At 66.9% G+C, this 16,941-nt stretch carries 16 protein-coding genes and 2 tRNA genes; 4 read left to right on the forward strand and 14 right to left on the reverse strand.

Annotation, left to right across the window (positions count from 1 at the left end):
• Positions 1 to 8: 8 nt before the first annotated feature.
• From rfaH to ACVMK0_RS09850, 4 genes are all read right to left on the reverse strand, one after another.
• Positions 9 to 926 carry a transcription/translation regulatory transformer protein RfaH gene (gene rfaH / locus ACVMK0_RS09835; RefSeq protein ID WP_476463688.1) on the reverse strand — a complete coding sequence of 306 codons (918 nt, stop codon included), beginning with the start codon at positions 924 to 926 and terminating at the stop codon, positions 9 to 11.
• A gap of 204 nt (positions 927 to 1,130) precedes the next feature.
• Entirely contained in the window at positions 1,131 to 1,559 is a 429-nt protein-coding gene (locus tag ACVMK0_RS09840) for a holin family protein (protein WP_476463689.1), read from the reverse strand.
• Positions 1,556 to 1,846 (reverse strand): DUF6127 family protein, encoded by a 291-nt coding sequence (locus ACVMK0_RS09845; protein WP_019484518.1) that lies wholly within the window; start codon positions 1,844 to 1,846, stop codon positions 1,556 to 1,558. Before ACVMK0_RS09845 ends, ACVMK0_RS09840 begins: the two co-directional genes overlap by 4 nt.
• An 11-nt stretch (positions 1,847 to 1,857) precedes the next feature.
• Entirely contained in the window at positions 1,858 to 2,712 is an 855-nt protein-coding gene (locus ACVMK0_RS09850) for a host specificity factor TipJ family phage tail protein (protein ID WP_476463690.1), read from the reverse strand.
• A gap of 20 nt (positions 2,713 to 2,732) precedes the next feature.
• On the opposite strand from ACVMK0_RS09850, the gene ACVMK0_RS09855 reads away from it, so the two are divergent.
• A complete protein-coding gene (locus tag ACVMK0_RS09855; RefSeq protein ID WP_476463691.1) occupies positions 2,733 to 3,062 on the forward strand; it encodes a hypothetical protein in 330 nt (109 codons plus the stop codon).
• On the opposite strand, the gene ACVMK0_RS09860 is transcribed toward ACVMK0_RS09855, so the two are convergent.
• The 3 genes from ACVMK0_RS09860 to ACVMK0_RS09870 form a co-directional block, all read right to left on the reverse strand.
• Positions 3,037 to 4,065, reverse strand: coding sequence for a nucleotidyl transferase AbiEii/AbiGii toxin family protein (locus ACVMK0_RS09860; RefSeq protein WP_476463692.1), 1,029 nt, complete (start codon positions 4,063 to 4,065; stop codon positions 3,037 to 3,039). The genes ACVMK0_RS09855 and ACVMK0_RS09860 overlap by 26 nt on opposite strands.
• Positions 4,058 to 4,654, reverse strand: coding sequence for a DUF6088 family protein (locus tag ACVMK0_RS09865; protein ID WP_316892974.1), 597 nt, complete (start codon positions 4,652 to 4,654; stop codon positions 4,058 to 4,060). The genes ACVMK0_RS09860 and ACVMK0_RS09865 overlap by 8 nt, the downstream gene beginning before the upstream one ends.
• A gap of 374 nt (positions 4,655 to 5,028) precedes the next feature.
• Positions 5,029 to 5,104 (reverse strand) — tRNA-Phe (locus ACVMK0_RS09870).
• Between the two features lie 155 nt (positions 5,105 to 5,259).
• Here ACVMK0_RS09870 and ACVMK0_RS09875 point away from each other — a divergent pair.
• Positions 5,260 to 5,335: transfer RNA gene (locus tag ACVMK0_RS09875), tRNA-Arg, on the forward strand.
• Positions 5,336 to 5,359: 24 nt separating this feature from the next.
• Here the strand turns inward: ACVMK0_RS09875 and purB are convergent.
• From purB to ACVMK0_RS09895, 4 genes are all read right to left on the reverse strand, one after another.
• The gene (gene purB, locus ACVMK0_RS09880; protein WP_250960563.1) at positions 5,360 to 6,823 is read right to left on the reverse strand and encodes an adenylosuccinate lyase; all 1,464 of its coding nucleotides are present in this window, start codon (positions 6,821 to 6,823) and stop codon (positions 5,360 to 5,362) included.
• Positions 6,824 to 6,974: 151 nt separating this feature from the next.
• Entirely contained in the window at positions 6,975 to 7,463 is a 489-nt protein-coding gene (locus ACVMK0_RS09885; RefSeq protein ID WP_476463693.1) for a PIN domain-containing protein, read from the reverse strand.
• On the reverse strand, positions 7,456 to 7,704 hold the full coding sequence (locus ACVMK0_RS09890; RefSeq protein ID WP_250960561.1) for a UPF0175 family protein: 249 nt from the start codon (positions 7,702 to 7,704) through the stop codon (positions 7,456 to 7,458). The genes ACVMK0_RS09885 and ACVMK0_RS09890 overlap by 8 nt, the downstream gene beginning before the upstream one ends.
• 94 nt (positions 7,705 to 7,798) lie before the next feature.
• Positions 7,799 to 10,513 (reverse strand): cation-transporting P-type ATPase, encoded by a 2,715-nt coding sequence (locus tag ACVMK0_RS09895; protein WP_476463694.1) that lies wholly within the window; start codon positions 10,511 to 10,513, stop codon positions 7,799 to 7,801.
• Between the two features lie 152 nt (positions 10,514 to 10,665).
• Between ACVMK0_RS09895 and ACVMK0_RS09900 the strand changes: the two genes are divergently transcribed.
• Positions 10,666 to 11,283 carry a glutathione S-transferase C-terminal domain-containing protein gene (locus ACVMK0_RS09900; RefSeq protein WP_476463695.1) on the forward strand — a complete coding sequence of 206 codons (618 nt, stop codon included), beginning with the start codon at positions 10,666 to 10,668 and terminating at the stop codon, positions 11,281 to 11,283.
• On the opposite strand, the gene chrA is transcribed toward ACVMK0_RS09900, so the two are convergent.
• The 3 genes from chrA to ACVMK0_RS09915 are packed head-to-tail and all read right to left on the reverse strand — an operon-like array spanning position 11,280 to position 14,551.
• On the reverse strand, positions 11,280 to 12,494 hold the full coding sequence (chrA, locus tag ACVMK0_RS09905) for a chromate efflux transporter (RefSeq protein ID WP_476463696.1): 1,215 nt from the start codon (positions 12,492 to 12,494) through the stop codon (positions 11,280 to 11,282). The genes ACVMK0_RS09900 and chrA overlap by 4 nt on opposite strands.
• A gap of 60 nt (positions 12,495 to 12,554) precedes the next feature.
• Positions 12,555 to 13,961 (reverse strand): Y-family DNA polymerase, encoded by a 1,407-nt coding sequence (locus ACVMK0_RS09910; protein ID WP_476464681.1) that lies wholly within the window; start codon positions 13,959 to 13,961, stop codon positions 12,555 to 12,557.
• A 29-nt stretch (positions 13,962 to 13,990) separates the two neighbouring features.
• Positions 13,991 to 14,551, reverse strand: a complete 561-nt coding sequence (locus ACVMK0_RS09915; RefSeq protein ID WP_476463697.1) for a LexA family protein — start codon at positions 14,549 to 14,551, stop codon at positions 13,991 to 13,993.
• Positions 14,552 to 14,647: 96 nt separating this feature from the next.
• Between ACVMK0_RS09915 and ACVMK0_RS09920 the strand changes: the two genes are divergently transcribed.
• Entirely contained in the window at positions 14,648 to 16,894 is a 2,247-nt protein-coding gene (locus tag ACVMK0_RS09920; RefSeq protein WP_476463698.1) for an EAL domain-containing protein, read from the forward strand.
• Positions 16,895 to 16,941: the final 47 nt, after the last annotated feature.

Here is a 16,941-nt window from a genome sequence, read left to right on the forward strand (position 1 = left end):
GTCATGCCTCACCCCACCTTGCGCAGACCGACTGCGTCGATGGTCATGGCAACGGGTTTGCTCAATAGATCCAGCAGGACCATGGCGCGGCCTTCAGCGTCGTTCATCTGGTAGATCGCTTCCAGTCCGGCAAAGGCGCCTTCGGTGATGCGCACGCTGTCGCCATGGGCGAACAAGGTGGTCGGGCTGGCTTGCTGTGCGATCTCGCGCTCGCGCAGGGTGGCGATCAGGGCGTCATCGACCCGCGCGGGTCGGCTGCCGAAGCACACCAATTCGCTCACGCCCACGGTGGAGCGGATCGGGCTCCAGCTCTGGCCCCGTCCCCTTTCGTGACCTGATGTGTCGAGCCGCACAAACAAGTAGCGCGCAAACATCGGCTCTTGCACAACAGTGGATTTGCGGCGGACGAGTTTTTCGGTGGCGAACAGCGGGAGGTAGGACTCATAGCCCTGGCGTGCCAGGTGAGTGAGTGCCACCGATTCCTGCCGGGGTTTGCTGCGCACCAGGAACCAGGCCGATGTGGCTGGTGTAACTGGTGTAGCAAGTGTGGGTTTTTGAGGGGTTGGCGGCGAAACGGCGGGCGTATTTGGGGGCGCCGTGGTAGGCGCGGCGGACGTGAGGGGCTTATGGGATGGCCGCGGATTGGGCGCAGGGGCCGGCAGCCCCTCTTCTGGCGGCGGCGATCGCAGCAACTGCGCCATGGCACGGATGAGCGGCAGCGGCCTTGCCGTGGCCAGCACCTGCTCGACCAGGGCCTGCATTTCGCGGCGCTCGTAAGCCGCAATGTCTTCGAGTTGGTAGCCGACCTGCAGGCCGGTCTGGGTGATGGCCAGACCCTCGTCGGCATCGCGCAACTTGTAGAGCGCCTGCACGGGCAGGCCGAGACGCTCGGCGGCTTGTGGCGAGGTCAGCAGGCGCGAGGCCATGGAGCGTGGGGCAAGGTGAACATGCCTCCATGAAGGCGCTGTTCGCGAACAAAGCCAAGGCCATCTGGCGGGTGTTGTGCAGATTTCTGGCGCACAAACGACAAAAGACCCCGCCTTCACCAGCCACCCAAGAGGGCAGCCAATGAAGACGGGGTCAATGATTTACGTTTGCAGGCGCTGGCGATCAATCGCCTATCGGTATGCCTACCTGGGCACACCACGCCACTTGTCGAAACTGCGCGCGCTGGTGTAGCCAAGGTAGCCGGCACCGAAGAGCCACCACAAGCTTTCCGGCACGGCGTTGAGCAGCTTGGACAGGTTTTCAGCGGCCTGAAACACCTCGGCGGGCCACCAGATGCCGATGATGCTGCAGATCACCGACAGCAGGATCACGCCGTAGATCACGTACAGAAAGGTCGGGCGTGCCCGACTGGTCCACGGGTCGGCTGAGTTGGCTTCGTCCAGGATGGCCGAGAGGCTGACCTGCATTTCCTGCAAGGCCTGCTGACCTTCGGCCTGGAACAAGGCGAGCTTGGCCTGCTCGCGCTGGGCCGGATCGGGGATCAGGCGATCGATCAGTTTGGCACCGGCTTCAAAGACGCCGGGGGCCAAGGTGGTGAAGATTGGGCTCATTGCGGGCCTCCGAAGAGTTTGATTTTGACGATGGTGCCGGCCAGGAGCGCCAGCACCAGACCGGTGACCAGCATCTTGACCAGCGTGAGACCGGCGGTTTTCTTGGCCTCGTTGAAGGCGTCGAGCAGATTCCTGAGCTCACGGATGTCGTTTGCGGCATCGGGGCCATCCAAGCCGACATCGGACAAGGCGTGACGCGCCCCACGCTCGGCGGCACGTTCCAGCAGGGTTTCAAATTCGTCATGGGGCATGACCACCATGCCATCCATCAGGTGGGGTTCGTTCATCTTCATTCCTTTCAGATTGGATCGGTGCTGCTGTCGACACCGCCATCGGCGCTATGCACTGCCGGGTGCTCGGCCACACAGGTGATTTCCACCTGCTCGCCACGCGGGCGCACCGCGATCACCCGGGCCAGCAGGCTCCATTGCTCGGCCACCCCGAAGGCAAAATGGGTGCGCTCGGCCGACAGGCCGGTTTCGATGGGGATGTCGGGCAGGTCTGTAAAGAGCACCTGATGTGCATCACTGCCCGGCATCACCGCATGGGGGCCGCTGACCCCGCCATCGCGACGGCGCAATGCCATCACGTGTGGTGTGTGCGGCTGACCATCCGTGAAATGGACAGGCTCGGACAGCGTGGCGGTGTGGGTGTCGGCATCCCAGGCGACGATTTCGCCGCCCGCGCCCCAACTGGGCATGTCATGGGCAATGGCGATCAAATCACCATAGGTGGGGATCAGCCCTTCGAGCTCGGTGCGCAAGGTGATGATGCGCCGGCGGTAGCGGTTGGCCGCCGCCAGATACAGCCCCTCGCGAACGGCATGGGCCTCGGTGGTGCAACCAAAGAGCCGCAGCTTGGCCGGATTGGTGCTGCTGGAGCCAGCCAGGCTCACCGTCACTTCATCGGGCTTCCAGGTGCGGCTGCTGAAAAACTCCACCGTCACCGCGTCGGCGGTTTCCTCACCCGGCATTACGTACTGGATCTTGAGGCTGTTCTTGACGATGTTGCGGGGACTGAAGAGCGCCACCGGCAAGAGCCGGGCTTCGTCACGCACCAGACGCACGATGCCACCTTGCAGGAAAGGCACCGCCCGGCCACAGCGGGCGACCCGGGTCAGTGCCTCCCAGACGGTGACCTGCTGGTCGAACACGCCATCGAACTGGCAATACCTTGAAGCCCAGGCCCATCAACGACAAACCGACACCCATCCAAATGGCGCTGGCGCGTGGTCACCGCTGGTTGGCGATGCTGGAGTCTGGGGAAGCAGAAAACCTGACGGAGGTTGCCGAGCGCGAGGGTATGGATCGGGCTTACGTGAGCCGGATGGTTAACCTCACCACGCTGGCGCCGGACATCGTGGCCGCCATCCTGGATGAAACGCTGCCGTCAGAGGTGACGCTGTTTGATCTCGCGTCGGGGACGCCGCTGTTATGGGATGAGCAGCGGGCGCAGACTCAGTCCGTGTGCCGCGTTGTCAGTCTCGCCGAGCCAGACGATTAATCTCATCTTGAATCGATGCGCAGCTCGCCATGACTGTTTCAAAGGTGGGCTGTTCAAAAGCCAGCAGTCCATCTTCCAGCATGGCTGCGTAGTCCTTCGCCAGCGCGTCCAGTGACGGCCCCTGCGGGATCAACCGGAGATCCCCCGAGGTCGCCTGGAAATAATCGACCTTTCCGCCGTCGACATCTTTCTCAGCGAAGAACATGGACTTGTGTTCGGCCACCTGCCGCGCCAGCTCGTGATCGCTGGCCGCTGAAGCGAAGTGCGTCGTTTTGGCCAAAGCGGCGAGGTCATACCAGTGGCGTGAATAGCGATCTCCTCGCAGCCGCCCTTGCAGGCAGTACACATGAGCCGCCGTCGCCTTCTCCCAAAAGGTACGCTCTGCCGCCATCACCAGAGGCTGCGCTGTCGGAAATCTCACCCCGTCAATGAGCGGGGTGATGTCGCAGGCCACGTGATGTCGCTGATGGGGTTCACCGGTGGCTCGCGCACCAAACTCCAACTGGATCGTGGCTGCGGCGTAACCTGTTCCCTTCTTGGTTGCCGGATAAGTGATGATGAGCTTGTCACTGTCCTTGCCGGCCAGGCTCAGCTCGGCTTGCAGCCCGCTGGCCACCAACGCCTGCTCAATAACGGGTTGAACAGTTTGTTCGATCCATTGCGGCAAGCGGCTGCGCACCGCACTGGTGATCTTTTTCTCCTGGCTCGCTGACGCCGGAATGGGATTGCCATCGCGCAACAGATCCGGCACCAGCTCGCGGATGTCGTAAGTCAGATCGATGTCTTCAGAGAAACGGTCGATGACCTTGTACACCTTGGACAGCGATGTGCCGCCCTTGAAGGTCAGTGTGTTGCCCAGCGGCGAGTTGTAAATTGCAGACAAAGCCCAGACGACCCAGATGTCTTTTTCAAGCAGGTGTGCTGGCCTGCCACTCCGACCTGCGGCCACCTCAAGGGCTTCGGACTGGTCAGCGGAACTGAGTTCAAACCAGGATTCAGGCATGTTCGCTGATCTCGCTCACCGCACGCGCCATCCAACTGGGCAGGACGGCTCGGGCAGAGCGCATCGCTGCCCATTCCGCTGGTGGTAGCTTGGTGTGCAGCATCTTCAGTGCCGAGGATGCTTGCTCCGGGCCCAGCCAGGAAAGAGCACGGATCGCCATGCCGGCCGGACGCGCACCCAGAACCAGCTGCCACCGATTGCCATGCTTGAGTTCAACGGTTCGGTTGCCGAGCTGCAATTTGCGTGAGCGCCCCGATGTCAGGAATACCTCACGGGTCGGCACCTGGGTGGTCAAACCCAGTGCGTTGGCTTCGGTGGCTCCGTTGGCAACGATCACCTCGCCGCTGGCGGACTCAATGGCCTTGACCACGGCTTCGGTCGAAGGGGGGCGCGCACCAAAGCGGCTGATCACCGGTGCGGCGTAGGCGCCTCGCCCAACGCGCATCAGCTTGCCTTCGCGTGTCAAACGGGTGAGGGTCTGATCCACCGCAGCTCTGGAGGCCAGATGCAGGAACTCTTTGGCCGACAGCAAGCCGCCTTCGGGCAAGGCTTGTGCAGCAGACAAGATGGTTTCAGCAAGATGGCTCATGGTCAGACTCCGTTTGTCAGAATTGTATATCGACTTCTGACAAACTGCAAACGATAGTTGAGCGCATGAACGTGCCAGCCAAGGGCGAAATCACCGATTGCTTACCAATGCCAAAAAACAACCGCTTGATCAATCAACGCGCAACCCGTTGATTTACAAAGGTCGAAGGCGTGACGCCTGCGGACTTCGGGCAGTTTTTAGCTGGCTAGAAAGGAGAGAGGACTGGCCCGGAGAGAGCGCCATGTGGCCAGAGGTAGGCAGGCAGCAGGACTGTCGAAGTCCGCAAACTTACTCAGCGTTCCGCGCGTGTTCGCGGGGTCTGGCGGGAGTACATAAGAAAAAACCCCAACCGAGAGAGGTTGGGGTTTCATTATTGGTGGCCTGGGGCAGAATCGAACTGCCGACACGCGGATTTTCAGTCCGCTGCTCTACCAACTGAGCTACCGGGCCACAACCGTAATTCTAGCACAGCCCATCGGGCCTTTTATGCGCGCGGGGCTGCGTTTTGACCACCCAGCTTGCCTTGGATCTAGGTGGGGCTTTGGGCGTGTGTCTTTGGGGGTGTCTTTGGGGGTGCGCTAGGCTGCTAGAATGGAAGGCTCTGCGCGGCTGTAGCTCAGTGGATAGAGTATCGGCCTCCGAAGCCGAGGGTCGTGGGTTCGATCCCCGCCAGCCGCGCCACACTCAAAGCCCGCCAAAACCCAATCACACCCGCCGCGCCAGCGCCTCGGCCATGCCGGTGTAGCCGGCCGGGGTGAGGGCTAGCAGGCGCGCTTTGTCGTCGGGCGGCAGCTCGAGCGATTCGATCAGCTCGTGCAAGGCGGCGCGCGTGACCGCTTGGCCGCGGGTGGCGCTCTTGAGTTTTTCGTAGGCGCCACTTATGCCGTGGCGGCGCATCACGGTCTGGATGGGCTCGGCCAGCACCTCCCAAGCCTCGTCTAGGTCGGCGGCTACGGCAGCGGGGTTGAGCTCGAGCTTGGCCAGCCCAACGCGCAGCGACTGCTGCGCCAGCACCGCATGGCCCAGCGCCACGCCCATGTTGCGCAGCACGGTGGAGTCGCTCAAATCGCGCTGCCAGCGGCTGATGGGCAGTTTTTCACTCAAGTGGCGCAGCAGCGCATTGGCCAGCCCGAGGTTGCCCTCGGCGTTTTCAAAGTCGATCGGGTTGACCTTGTGCGGCATGGTGGAGGAGCCGATCTCGCCCGCCTTGAGCCTTTGCTTGAAGTAGCCCAAGCTGATGTAGCCCCAGAGGTCGCGCGCAAGGTCGATGAGGATGGTGTTGCTGCGCGCCACGGCGTCGAACAGCTCGGCCATGTAGTCGTGCGGCTCGATCTGGGTGCTGTAGGGCTGAAAGCTCAGGCCCAAGCCGATGGCGGCATTTGGGGCATTTGGCGCGCTTGCGGTGTCGGCGCTGGCGGCGGGGGTTTCGACCACCCGGCGGGCAAAGGCTTCCCAGTCGAAATCGGGCCAAGCGGCGAGGTGGGCGTTGTAGTTGCCCACGGCGCCGTTGAGCTTGGCCAGCAGGGGCACGGCGGCGATGCGCTGGCGCGCGCTTTGCAGGCGCTGCAGCACGTTGGCCAGCTCTTTGCCCACCGTCGTGGGGCTGGCGCTCTGGCCGTGGGTGCGGCTGAGCATGGGCACTGCGGCCCAGCGCTGCGCCAGGTCGCGCAACTGCGCCACGATGGCATCGAGCCCGGGCAGCAGCACCTGCTCGCGCGCCGCTTGCAGCTGCAGGGCGTGGCTGGTGTTGTTGATGTCTTCGCTGGTGCAGGCAAAGTGCACGAACTCGCCCAGCGCCTGCAGCTGCGGCCAGCCGGCAAAGGCGCCGGCCACGCCGAGATCGGGGTTGCCGCGGATCCAGTATTCGACCGCCTTCACGTCGTGGTTGGTGGTTTTTTCGATCGCCTTGATGGCGGCGGCGTCGGCCGGGCCAAAGCGCGCGACGATGGCGCGCAGGTGCGCGCGCGCCTCGGGGCTGAGCGGCGCCGTGCCGGCCAATCCGGCGTCGCACAGTTGCTCGAGCCAGACCAGTTCGACCTGCACGCGGCAGCGCATGAAGCCGTATTCGCTCAAAATCGGGCGCAGCGCGTCGAGCTTGGGCTGGTAGCGCCCGTCGAGCGGCGACAGGGCGGTGAGGGGCGAAAATTCGAGGGGGGGTGTGGCTTGCATGGTGCTGGCGATTGTAAAAGCGCGGCTTGGGGCTGACATGGGCTGCTGTGGCTCAGTGGCCAGTGTGCCGGCCTTCGAAGCTGAGGGTTGTGGTTTCGATCCCCGCCAGCCGCGTCAAGGCCGCAAGCCTGCCACACAACCACAAGACGCTTCAATGCGTCAGTGCAAACTGCACCACTCGGTCGCTAAGCCAGATGCCTTGGGTGCGCATGCGCTGCAGGGCGGCGGCCATGTCCACCTCGTAGCCTTGCTGCTTGGCCTTGAGCAAGATGCCTATCGACCCGGTAAGGGTCAAGTTGCACAGCCGCGCCACCCGGCGCCCCACGGCTTCATCAATGCACACCAGCGGCAGCTCCAAGTTCAGCGCGGTCTGTATGACTGCAGCCTCACCGCAGTCCAGTGAGTTTTGCAACAGGGGCAGCAATTTGACCGGCGCAGCCTGTATGTCGAGCCAACTCGCGTTGATGAATGCACCGGCCCCAAAAGCGTGCCGACCACCAGCGCGCACCTCCTCGGCCACTTCCAAAGGCACGACGATCCGGTGGTACAGACAGCGCAGCACGTCTAAGCTGCCGGTGGCGGCGGCCAAGGCGATCAAGGGCGTGGTGTTGGTGACCACCGTGCCTTGGCGCTCAGGCATGATCCACGTCCGAGGCCAGTTCGTCAACGCTCAGGTCTATCAGGGGCACGCCGCAGCGGTGCAGTTGCGCCAGAAAGCTCACACGGTCCATACCGATCAACTGCGCCGCCATGCCGGAAGACAGCCGCTTCATCTCGAACAATTTCGCCGCCATGGCCAATTTGGCCTCTAGGGCAAAGTCGTCGGGGGCGCGGTGCATGGCGTCCAGGTAGTGAGTGGGCACATCGACAACAATTTGCATGACAGGCTCCTTGGGGGGCGGCGTGGGCCACGGATGGGTATTTTGCAACAGGTGGGTTCGCAGGCGCTTCCTGCGCTCATTGCGGCGCGCGCCTTCAGCCTCTCGCGGCGCGCGCTTCCAGCGTCTTGCGCAGCAGTTTTTCGGCACCGATCACGGCATAGATCGTCAGGCCCACGGCCAGCACCGGCAGCCATTCCGCGGCCGCGATCGGCGCGGTGTGGAACAGCGTGTTCATCAGCGGCACGTAGGTGAGCAGCAGCTGCGAGCCCATCATCGCCGCGATGCCGACCCAAATCCAAGGGTTGCTCATGAGCCCGAGTTGCCACATCGACAGCCGCAGCGAACGCATGTTGAGCAGGTAGAACGACTGCCCGACCGCGAACACCGCCAGCGCGATCGTGCGCGCCTCGGACTCGGACAGCCCGCGCGCGATGGCGTGGTGGAACAGCACGGTCGCGCCGATCATCAGCATCACACCGACGAGCACGATGCGCAGCACCAGCTCGAGGTTGAGGATCGGCGCCTCGGGCCGCCGCGGCGGGCGCCGCATGATGCCGGCCTCGCGCGGCTCGAAGCACAGCGTCAGGCCCAGCAGCACGGCGGTGGTCATGTTGATCCACAGCGCCTGCACCGGCAGGATGGGCAGCGGCTGCGCGGCCAAAATGGCGGCGATGATCACCAGCCCCTGCCCGGCGTTGGTGGGCAAAATCCAGCTGATGAACTTGACGATGTTGTCGAACACGCCGCGACCCTCTTCGACCGCGGCCTCGATGCTGGCAAAGTTGTCGTCGGTCAGCACCATCGCTGCGGCCTCTTTCGAGACTTCGGTGCCGGTGATGCCCATGGCCACGCCGATGTCGGCGCGCTTGAGCGCCGGGGCGTCGTTGACGCCGTCGCCGGTCATGGCCACGACCTCGCCGCGCGCCTGCAGCGCCTGCACCAGGCGCAGCTTCTGCTCCGGGGTGACGCGCGCAAACACGGCGGTGTCGGCGGCTGCGGCCTCGAACGCGGCGGCGTCCAGCGCCTCGAGCTGGCGGCCGCTGAGTGCGCGCGGCGGGTGCTCGCGGCTGGCGTGCGGATCGAGCCCGATCTCGGCGGCGATGGCCGCGGCCGTGACCGCGTGGTCGCCGGTGATCATCTTCACGCGGATGCCGGCGGTGTGGCAGGCCTGCACCGCGCGCACCGCCTCCGCGCGCGGCGGGTCGATCATGCCTTGCAGGCCGATGAACTCGAGGCCGCCGGCCACATCATCGTGGCCGATGTGCGCCAAGCCTTGGCCGCTGCGGCGCGCAAAAGCCAGCACGCGCAGGCCCAGCCGGGCCATGGCCTCGACTTGGGCGTGCACGGCGTCGGGGTCGAGCGGCTGCAGGCTGCCGTCGGCGGCCAGCGCGTGGCTGCAGCGCGCCAGCACCGCCTCGACCGCGCCCTTGAGGTAGAGCTGCGGCGGCGCGCCGCCGTGCAGCGTGGCCATGTACTGGTGCTGCGACTCGAAGGGCAGCGCGTCGAGCCGCGGGTGCGCCGCCGCCTCGGCGGCCTCGAGCAGGCCGGCCTTGCGCGCGGCCACGATCAGCGCGCCCTCGGTCGGGTCGCCGTCGATGCGCCAGCCGCCGTCATCCTCGCGCAGCACGGCGTCGTTGCACAGCAGGCCGGCGCGCAGCAGCTCATGCAGCGCCGGCGGCAGCACCGGCAGCGGCTGGCCGTCGCGGCTGAGCGCGCCCTGCGGCGCGTAGCCCACGCCGCTGACCTCGGCACCGGCGCCGCCGGCCCACAGACGCTGCACGGTCATCTCGTTGCGCGTGAGGGTGCCGGTTTTGTCGGAGCAGATCACGGTCGTGCTGCCCAGCGTCTCGACCGCTGGCAGGTGGCGGATGATCGCGTGGCGGCGGGCCATGCGGCTGACACCGATGGCCAGCGTGACCGTGAGCACCACCACCAGCCCCTCGGGGATCATGGCCACCGCCAGCGCCACCGCCGCCATGAACATATCGACCAGCGGCTTGCCGTGCACGAAGGTGCCGACGGCAAAGGTGAGCGCCGCCAGCGACAGGATGGCCCACATCAGCCAGTGGCTGAAGCGCGCGATGCGCTGCGTCAGCGGCGTGGCCAGCACGTCGGTCTGCGCCAGCAGCTGCGAGATGCGACCGATCTCGGTGCCGGTGCCGGTGGCCACCACCACGCCGGTGGCCGTGCCGTAGTGCACCAGGGTCGAGGAATAGGCCATGTTGCGGCGGTCGGCCAGCACCGTGTCGGCGGCCAGCGGCTCGGCGCTTTTTTCGACCGGCAGCGACTCGCCGGTGAGCGCGGCCTCGGCCACGCGCAGCTCGCGCACCCCGAGCAAGCGCAGGTCGGCGGGCACCTTGTCGCCCGAGGCCAGCAGCACGATGTCGCCGGGCACCAGCGCGCGCGCGTCGATGCGCTGGCGCTGCCCGCCGCGCAGCACCGTGGCCTCGGTGGTCAGCGCCCGCGCCAGCGCCTCGAGCGCGCCCAGCGCCTTGCCCTCCTGCACGAAGCCGATCACGGCGTTGAGGAAGATCACGCCAAAGATCACCGCCGCGTCGGTATAAGCGCCCACGGCGAGCTTGATGACCGTGGCCACCAGTAGGATGTGCACCAGCACCTGGTGAAATTGCAGCAAAAAGCGCAGCAGCGGGCCACGCCCCTTGGGTGGCGGCAGCGCATTGGGGCCGTGGCTGCGCTGGCGCGCCTGCACCTCGGGTGCCTCGAGGCCCTGCTGCGGGTTTGCATCCAGCCGCCCGAGCACCTCGTCGGGCGGCAGGCGGTGCCAGGGTGTTTCAGGCACGCTTTTCATGTTGCAGGCAAACTCCAGTGGGGCAAGGGCAAAAAGCCAGGCTGTAAGGGGCAAAACCCGGCAGCAGGCCGATAATCATTCTAACCACGGGCGCTGGCGCCACCGCCTCAGCCCCGTGCCCCGTGCCCATCTCGAACCTTCAAGGAGTACCCATGCAACTCATCGGATCGCTGACCAGCCCCTACGTGCGCAAGGTGCGCGTGGTGCTGGCCGAAAAAAAGCTCGACTGCGCTTGGGCCGACGAAAACGTCTGGGCCGCCGACACCCGCATCCACCAGCACAACCCGCTGGGCAAGGTGCCGTGTCTGCTGCTTGACGACGGCACGGCGGTGTACGACTCGCGCGTGATCGTCGAATACCTCGACACGCTCTCGCCGGTGGGCAAGCTGATTCCGGCCAACGGGCGCGAGCGACTGGAAGTAAAAGTATGGGAGGTGCTGGCCGACGGCGTGAGCGACGCCGCCTTTGCCGCGCGCATGGAGGGGCACTGGGAAGGCCGCACGGCCGCGCAGCGCAGCCCCGCTTGGATCGAGCGCCAGCTGGGCAAGATCGCGCACGGCCTGCGCGCCATGAGCGCGCGCTTGGGCGAGCAGCCTTTTTGCCACGGCCAGCACTTTACGCTGGCCGATGTGGCCACGGGTTGCGCGCTGGCCTACTTGGATTTTCGCTTTGCGCACATCGACTGGCGCGCCGCCCACCCCAACCTGGCCCGGTTGCAGGCCAAACTGATGCAGCGCCCGAGCTTTGCCGACAGCGTGCCGCCGGGCTAAAACGCAGCCGCCGTCAGCGCCCCGAGTGCGCCGCTGCCCAGCACCACCAACCACGCCGGCCACTTGCCCCACAGCAGCGCCAGCGCGGCCAGCGCCAGCAGGGCTGCATCTTGAGCGCTGGCCACCACCCCGGCCAGCAGCGGCTGCAGCAGCGCCGCCAGCAGCAGCCCGACCACGGCAGCGCTGACGCCAGCGATGGCGTTTTGCGCCTGCGCGCTCTGGCGCAGACGCTGCCAGTGCGGCAGCGCCGCCAGCAGCACCAGCATGCCCGGCGCAAACACCGCCAGCAGCGCCAGCACGGCGCCCAGCCAGCCGCCCGCCGCTGCACCTAGGAAAGCGGCAAAGGTAAACAACGGCCCGGGCACCGCCTGCGCCGCCGCGTAACCGGCCAAAAAGGTCTGCAGATCGACCCAGCCTTTGGGCACCACCTCGGCTTGCAGCATCGGCATCACCACGTGGCCGCCGCCAAACACCAGCGCACCGCTGCGGTAAAACACCTCGGCCAGCGCCACCCAAAAGCTGCCGCTGGCCCAAGCCCCCAGCGGCAAGGCCAGCAGAATCAGCGCAAACAAGGCGAGGCAAACCCAAGTCGTGCGGCGGCCGAGCGCGATCTGCAGGCCTTGTGTGCCTTCTGCTGCCGTCGCGCTGGGGTCTGGCGCCAGCACCCAACGGCCGGCCGCTGCGCCCAGCACGATCACGCCCATCAGCGTCCAGGCGCTGGGCCACAGCAACACCGCCAGCGCCGCCAGCAGGGCCAGCGCGCGCCGGGGCGCATCGGGGCACAGGCTGCGCCCCATGCCCCAGACGGCTTGCGCCACCACCGCCAGCGCCGCCACCACCAAGCCCGGCAACAGGCCCTCGGGCAGCCCCTGCCCGTGGTGCAGCAGCAGAAACGCAAAAGCCACCAGCAGCAGCGCCGAAGGCAAGGTGAAGCCACACCACGCCGCCAAGGCGCCGCGATACCCGGCGCGCGACCAGCCCAGCGCAAAACCCACCTGGCTGCTGGCCGGCCCGGGCAAAAACTGGCACAGCGCCACCAGGCTGGCGTACTCGTGCTCGTCGAGCCAGCGCCGCCGTTGCACAAATTCGGTGCGGAAATAGGCCAGATGCGCGATCGGGCCGCCAAAGGACGTAAGCCCGAGGCGCAAAAAAACCAAAAACACCGCCCATGGGTGGCGGTCGGGGGCGGGGGCGGCGGTGTCTGGGGTCATGGGGAGTGGCGGCGTGGCGTGCATCAAACGGCTGTCAGCCTACACCGTGTGGATGACAGTTCAGGCCCGCACCTGCCACAGCTCGTCCCAGCGCGTGGTGTAGCGCGGCGAACGGCGCTGCTGGCGCATCTGCCAGGGGCGCGCGGCAGGCTCGGCGCAGCCCGGCGCCGGCGGGCCGCCACCCCCACCCGAGGAACCCAGCCGCAGGGCCTGCGCACCAAAGCGGGCGTTGACGGTATCGAGCGCCTGCATCAGGCGCTGGCTGCGCCCACTGCCCTCGCCGTCCCCGCCGTCCTCATCTGGCGCACCCCAGTCGAGCGTGGCCTGCGGCGGCGCCGCTTGCAGATCGAGCAGCATCACCCCGGCCTTGGCGTAGCGGTAACCGGGCCGGTACAGCGCCTGCAGCGCCTGCAAAGCGGCACCGACCAAGCGCACGGTGTCGTCGCTGGGCGGGCTGAGCGGCAGCACCAGCGAGCGCGCGTAGGGTGCGTCTTGGGGCCTGAAAGGGCTGGTGCGGATGAACACCAGCAGCGCGCCGGCGCGGCTGCCTTGCTGGCGCAGCTTGAGGGCGGCGCGGCTGCAGAAGTGGCTCAGGGCCTGGCGCAGGTCGTCGAGCTCGGTCACCGGCTGCCCAAAGCTGCGGGTGCAGGCGATCTGCTGCTTGGGCGCCGGCGCTTGCTCGAGCCCGATGCAAGCCAGCCCGCCCAGCTCGCGCACGGTGCGCTCGAGCACCACCGACCAGCGCTGGCGCACCAGCGCCGGGTCGAGCCGCTGCAGTTGCAGCGCCGTCTGCACCCCGTGGGCCTGCAGCTGCGCCGCCCAGCGCGGCCCCACGCCCCAGACCTCGGCCACCGGCGTGCGCTGCAGCAGCCAGTCGCGCTGGCGCGCGCTGAGCTCGAGCAGGTTGCAGACCTGGGCCAGCCGCGCCGGGTAGCTGCCGGGTTTGCGCTCGGCGCTCTTGGCGATGTGGTTGGCGAGTTTGGCCAGCGTTTTGGTGGCGCCGATGCCGATGCAGGTCGGCAAGCCGAGCCAGCGCTGGATGCGCTCGCGCGTCTGGCGCGCGCGGGCGCTGGCGTCGGGCACGCCGGCGAGGTCGATGAAGCACTCGTCGATCGAATAGATCTCCTGCCCGCAGCCCAGTGCGGCGGCCACCTCCATCAGGCGCTGGCTCATGTCGCCGTAGAGAGAAAAATTGGCCGACAGCGCCACCAGACCGGCCTGCTGCTCGAGGTGGCGGATGCGAAACCACGGCGCGCCCATGGCGATGCCCAGCGCCTTGGCCTCTTCGGAGCGGGCGATGGCGCAGCCGTCGTTGTTGGACAGCACCACCAGCGGGCGGCCGATCAGGCGCGGCTCGAACACCCGCTCGCACGAGGCATAGAAGTTGTTGCCATCGACCAGCGCAAAGGCGCCGGGGTGCTGGCGTGCCGGGGGGGCGGCAACTGGGGCAGCGGCTTGGGTGGACATAGGCAAGGTCGGCACTCAGAGCGCTGCGCTCAGTAATCCATTTTTTTGATGGTGGCCGTGACCACACCCCACACCTCCAGCGTCTGGCCCTCGCTGAGCACGATGTCGGGGTAGTCCGGGTGCGCCGCCACCAGCCGGGTGCTGCCAGACTGGCGCTGCAGCGTCTTGACGGTGAGCTCGTTGTCCACCAAGGCGACCACGATGTGGCCATGGCTCGGCGTGAGCTGGCGGTTGACGACGATCAGGTCGCCGTCGTCGATGCCCCGGCCGCTCATCGAAACGCCGCGCACGCGCGCCATGAAGGTGTAGGGCCGGTCGAGCGCCAAGTGTTCGAGCAGATCGACGCGCTCGTGCTGAAAATCGGCCGCCGGCGAGGGGAAGCCGGCCGGCGTGCGGCTGTCCAGCAGCGGCATGCGCAGCGCCGCCCCCGGCCCAAACAGGGCGCGCAGCTGCTGCACGCTGGCCGGCTCGAGCCACTGCAAGGCCGCACCCGCCGCCATGGCGGGCACAGCCGGACGGGCCAGCGATGGCGTGGCGGCAGCGGCAGAGCGGGCGCTGGCAGGTCGGGCGGGCGCGGCGGGGCGGTTCATGGGGGCTATGCTAAACGCTTTGCGCCGCGGCCCTCCTGTCACGCGCCTGCGGCCTGAATATGCTTAAATGGCAACTTCAACGCTATTTTTTTGCGCATGACCGCCACCCGCCCTGACGACACCGCCCGCCCCAGCGCCATCGGGCACCCGGCTGCGGGGCGCTGGGCGGCGCAGGCCAAGACATTGCAACGCGGCCTGCTGTGCGCCTTGCTGTGGATGCTGGTGGCCGAGCTGTCGCTCCACTTCGCCATTGAAGGGCTCGGGATGAGCCTGATCTGGCCCGCCAACGGCGTGGCGCTGGGTGCGGTGCTCGCCTACGGACCGGCCATGATCCCGGCCCTTGCGCTGGGGGTGGCGGCTTGGCACGGCTGGCACGGCATCGGCACGCTCGAGTCGCTGATCGGCGTCGGTGCCTTGGTGCTGGCGCTGCTGCTGGCTTGGGTTGCGCTGCGCCTGCTCTACCCGCGCATCCAAAGCCACAACCCGTTGCTGCGCACCGCCAGCTTTCACCTGCTGGCGGTGCTGCCTGCCAGCGCCGTGCTCACCTTGCTGGGCAGTTGGCAGTTTCTGCTGCTCGACACCCCCGCCTGGGCCGATTACGAGGTCATGATCCTGATGGCGCTGTCGCAGGTGTTTGGCCTGCTGATGTTTGGGCGCGCCACCCAACTGTCGCTCAACGCCCTCAAGCACCGCGCCTACCCATGGCGCCGCCTGCTAGACCGCCAGACCGTGCTGTGGTGCAGCCTGTTCGTGTCGTTTGGGCTACTGGCCCATGTGGCCGACCGCGCCAACCTGGGCTCGGCCGAAGCGATGCGCTACCTATTTTTGGGGCTGGTGGCGTGGGCCGCCTTTGGTGCCCGCCCGCTGCTGGTGCACTGGGCCACGGCTGCGGCTTCGGTGACCATGGTGGCGCTGGCCCCAAACTACCCGGCAGCGGAGGCGTACGCCCTCACTTGGATCATCGACCAGACCGTGCTGCTGATATTTTTGGCCGCCGTGGGTTTTCTGGTCTCGGCCGTGATGGCGCAGCGCCGTCTGCTCGAACGCGCCCTGCGGCGCTCGGCGCACACCGACCCGGTGACCGGGCGGCTGAACGAAACCGGGCTGCTCGAGCACCTGCGCCGAAGCGCCCCGCACCCCGACCTGCTGGGCGTGGAGGCCTGCAACCTGAGCCAGATCGAAGACCGCTTTGATCTGGCGCTGGCGCGCTCGGTCGAGCGCGACATCTCGATCGCCTTGGGGCAACTGGCGCCCAGCGGCAGCCAGATCAGCCGCATGAAAGAGGGCTTCTTTGTGCTGTGCCTACGGCCCGGTTGGGCCAGCAAGGGCTTGGTGGAGGGCATACAGCAGGCTCTGGACGGCAAACGCTACGGGGTGGCGGGGGAATCGACCCGGCTGCAACTGGCGATCGGCCGGCTCGACGACGATGGGCAGCCCTTGCAGCCCGAGCAGCGGCTGGCCTTGCTGGCCCAAGCCACGCATGTGGGCTGGAACGGCAGCACCGCCGCCACCCGCAACCCGGCCCGGCCCGAAAACCTGCTGCGCCTGCGCCGCCAGCAGCTCGAGTGCCTCGACCACCTGCGCGAGCTGCTGCGCCAGCCGCAAGAGGGCGCCACCACGGGCCTGTGGCTGGCCTGCCAGCCGATCCGGCGCGCCCTGGGCGAGCAAGAAGAAGCGGGGGCCGAGGTGCTGCTGCGCTGGACCCTGCCCGACGGCAGCCCGATGTCGCCGGCCGCGTTTTTCCCGATGGCCGAGCGCCACGGGCTGGCGGCGGCACTCGATCGTTGGGTGCTCATCGAGGCTGCCGCGCAGGTGCGCCCGCTGGCCCAGCAGCGCAACAAAAACTGGAAGCTGTCGGTCAACCTGTCGGGCGCATCGGTCTCGGACCCCGGCTTGTTCGACGACATCGTCGCCGCCATTGAAGCCAGCGGCCTGAGCCCGCGCCAATGGTGTTTTGAAATCACCGAAACCGCTGGCATCGCGCAGCGCCCGCAGGCGGTGGAGCTGTTCCAGCGCCTGCGCCAGCATGGCGCCAGCACCTCGCTGGACGATTTTGGCACCGGCTTGGCCACCTTTGACTACCTCAAGGCGCTGGAGGCCGACTACCTCAAGATCGACGGCTCTTTTGTGCGCGACATCGAAACCAGCCGGGTCGATCAGCAGATCGTGCGCTCGATCTGTGAGGTCTGCAAAACCATGCGCCTGCTGACCATCGCCGAGTGCGTAGAGCGCGAATCGCAAAAACACCTGCTCGCCGCGTACGGCGTCGATTTTGTGCAAGGCTTTGGCATCGCCCGGCCACGCCCCTTGCGCGCGCATGTGCAGCAGTTGCTGGAGACATAAGGTTCGCTGGGCTCGGGATTGGGCTTCGCTCGGGCCTCGCCCAGCCT

It is taken from the genome of Serpentinimonas sp. SSL01 (assembly GCF_056323735.1).

Bases quoted from the DNA above. Each gene is read 5' to 3' on its own strand.
- ACVMK0_RS09910 (WP_476464681.1), bottom strand. From the start codon at position 13,961: ATGTCCACCCAAGCCGCTGCCCCAGTTGCCGCCCCCCCGGCACGCCAG.
- ACVMK0_RS09915 (WP_476463697.1), bottom strand. From the start codon at position 14,551: ATGAACCGCCCCGCCGCGCCCGCCCGACCTGCCAGCGCCCGCTCTGCC.
- ACVMK0_RS09885 (WP_476463693.1), bottom strand. From the start codon at position 7,463: ATGCCTGAGCGCCAAGGCACGGTGGTCACCAACACCACGCCCTTGATC.
- ACVMK0_RS09860 (WP_476463692.1), bottom strand. From the start codon at position 4,065: ATGCCTGAATCCTGGTTTGAACTCAGTTCCGCTGACCAGTCCGAAGCC.
- rfaH (WP_476463688.1), bottom strand. From the start codon at position 926: ATGGCCTCGCGCCTGCTGACCTCGCCACAAGCCGCCGAGCGTCTCGGC.
- ACVMK0_RS09895 (WP_476463694.1), bottom strand. From the start codon at position 10,513: ATGAAAAGCGTGCCTGAAACACCCTGGCACCGCCTGCCGCCCGACGAG.
- chrA (WP_476463696.1), bottom strand. From the start codon at position 12,494: ATGACCCCAGACACCGCCGCCCCCGCCCCCGACCGCCACCCATGGGCG.
- ACVMK0_RS09900 (WP_476463695.1), top strand. From the start codon at position 10,666: ATGCAACTCATCGGATCGCTGACCAGCCCCTACGTGCGCAAGGTGCGC.
- ACVMK0_RS09865 (WP_316892974.1), bottom strand. From the start codon at position 4,654: ATGAGCCATCTTGCTGAAACCATCTTGTCTGCTGCACAAGCCTTGCCC.
- ACVMK0_RS09890 (WP_250960561.1), bottom strand. From the start codon at position 7,704: ATGCAAATTGTTGTCGATGTGCCCACTCACTACCTGGACGCCATGCAC.
- ACVMK0_RS09845 (WP_019484518.1), bottom strand. From the start codon at position 1,846: ATGAACGAACCCCACCTGATGGATGGCATGGTGGTCATGCCCCATGAC.
- ACVMK0_RS09840 (WP_476463689.1), bottom strand. From the start codon at position 1,559: ATGAGCCCAATCTTCACCACCTTGGCCCCCGGCGTCTTTGAAGCCGGT.
- purB (WP_250960563.1), bottom strand. From the start codon at position 6,823: ATGCAAGCCACACCCCCCCTCGAATTTTCGCCCCTCACCGCCCTGTCG.
- ACVMK0_RS09920 (WP_476463698.1), top strand. From the start codon at position 14,648: ATGACCGCCACCCGCCCTGACGACACCGCCCGCCCCAGCGCCATCGGG.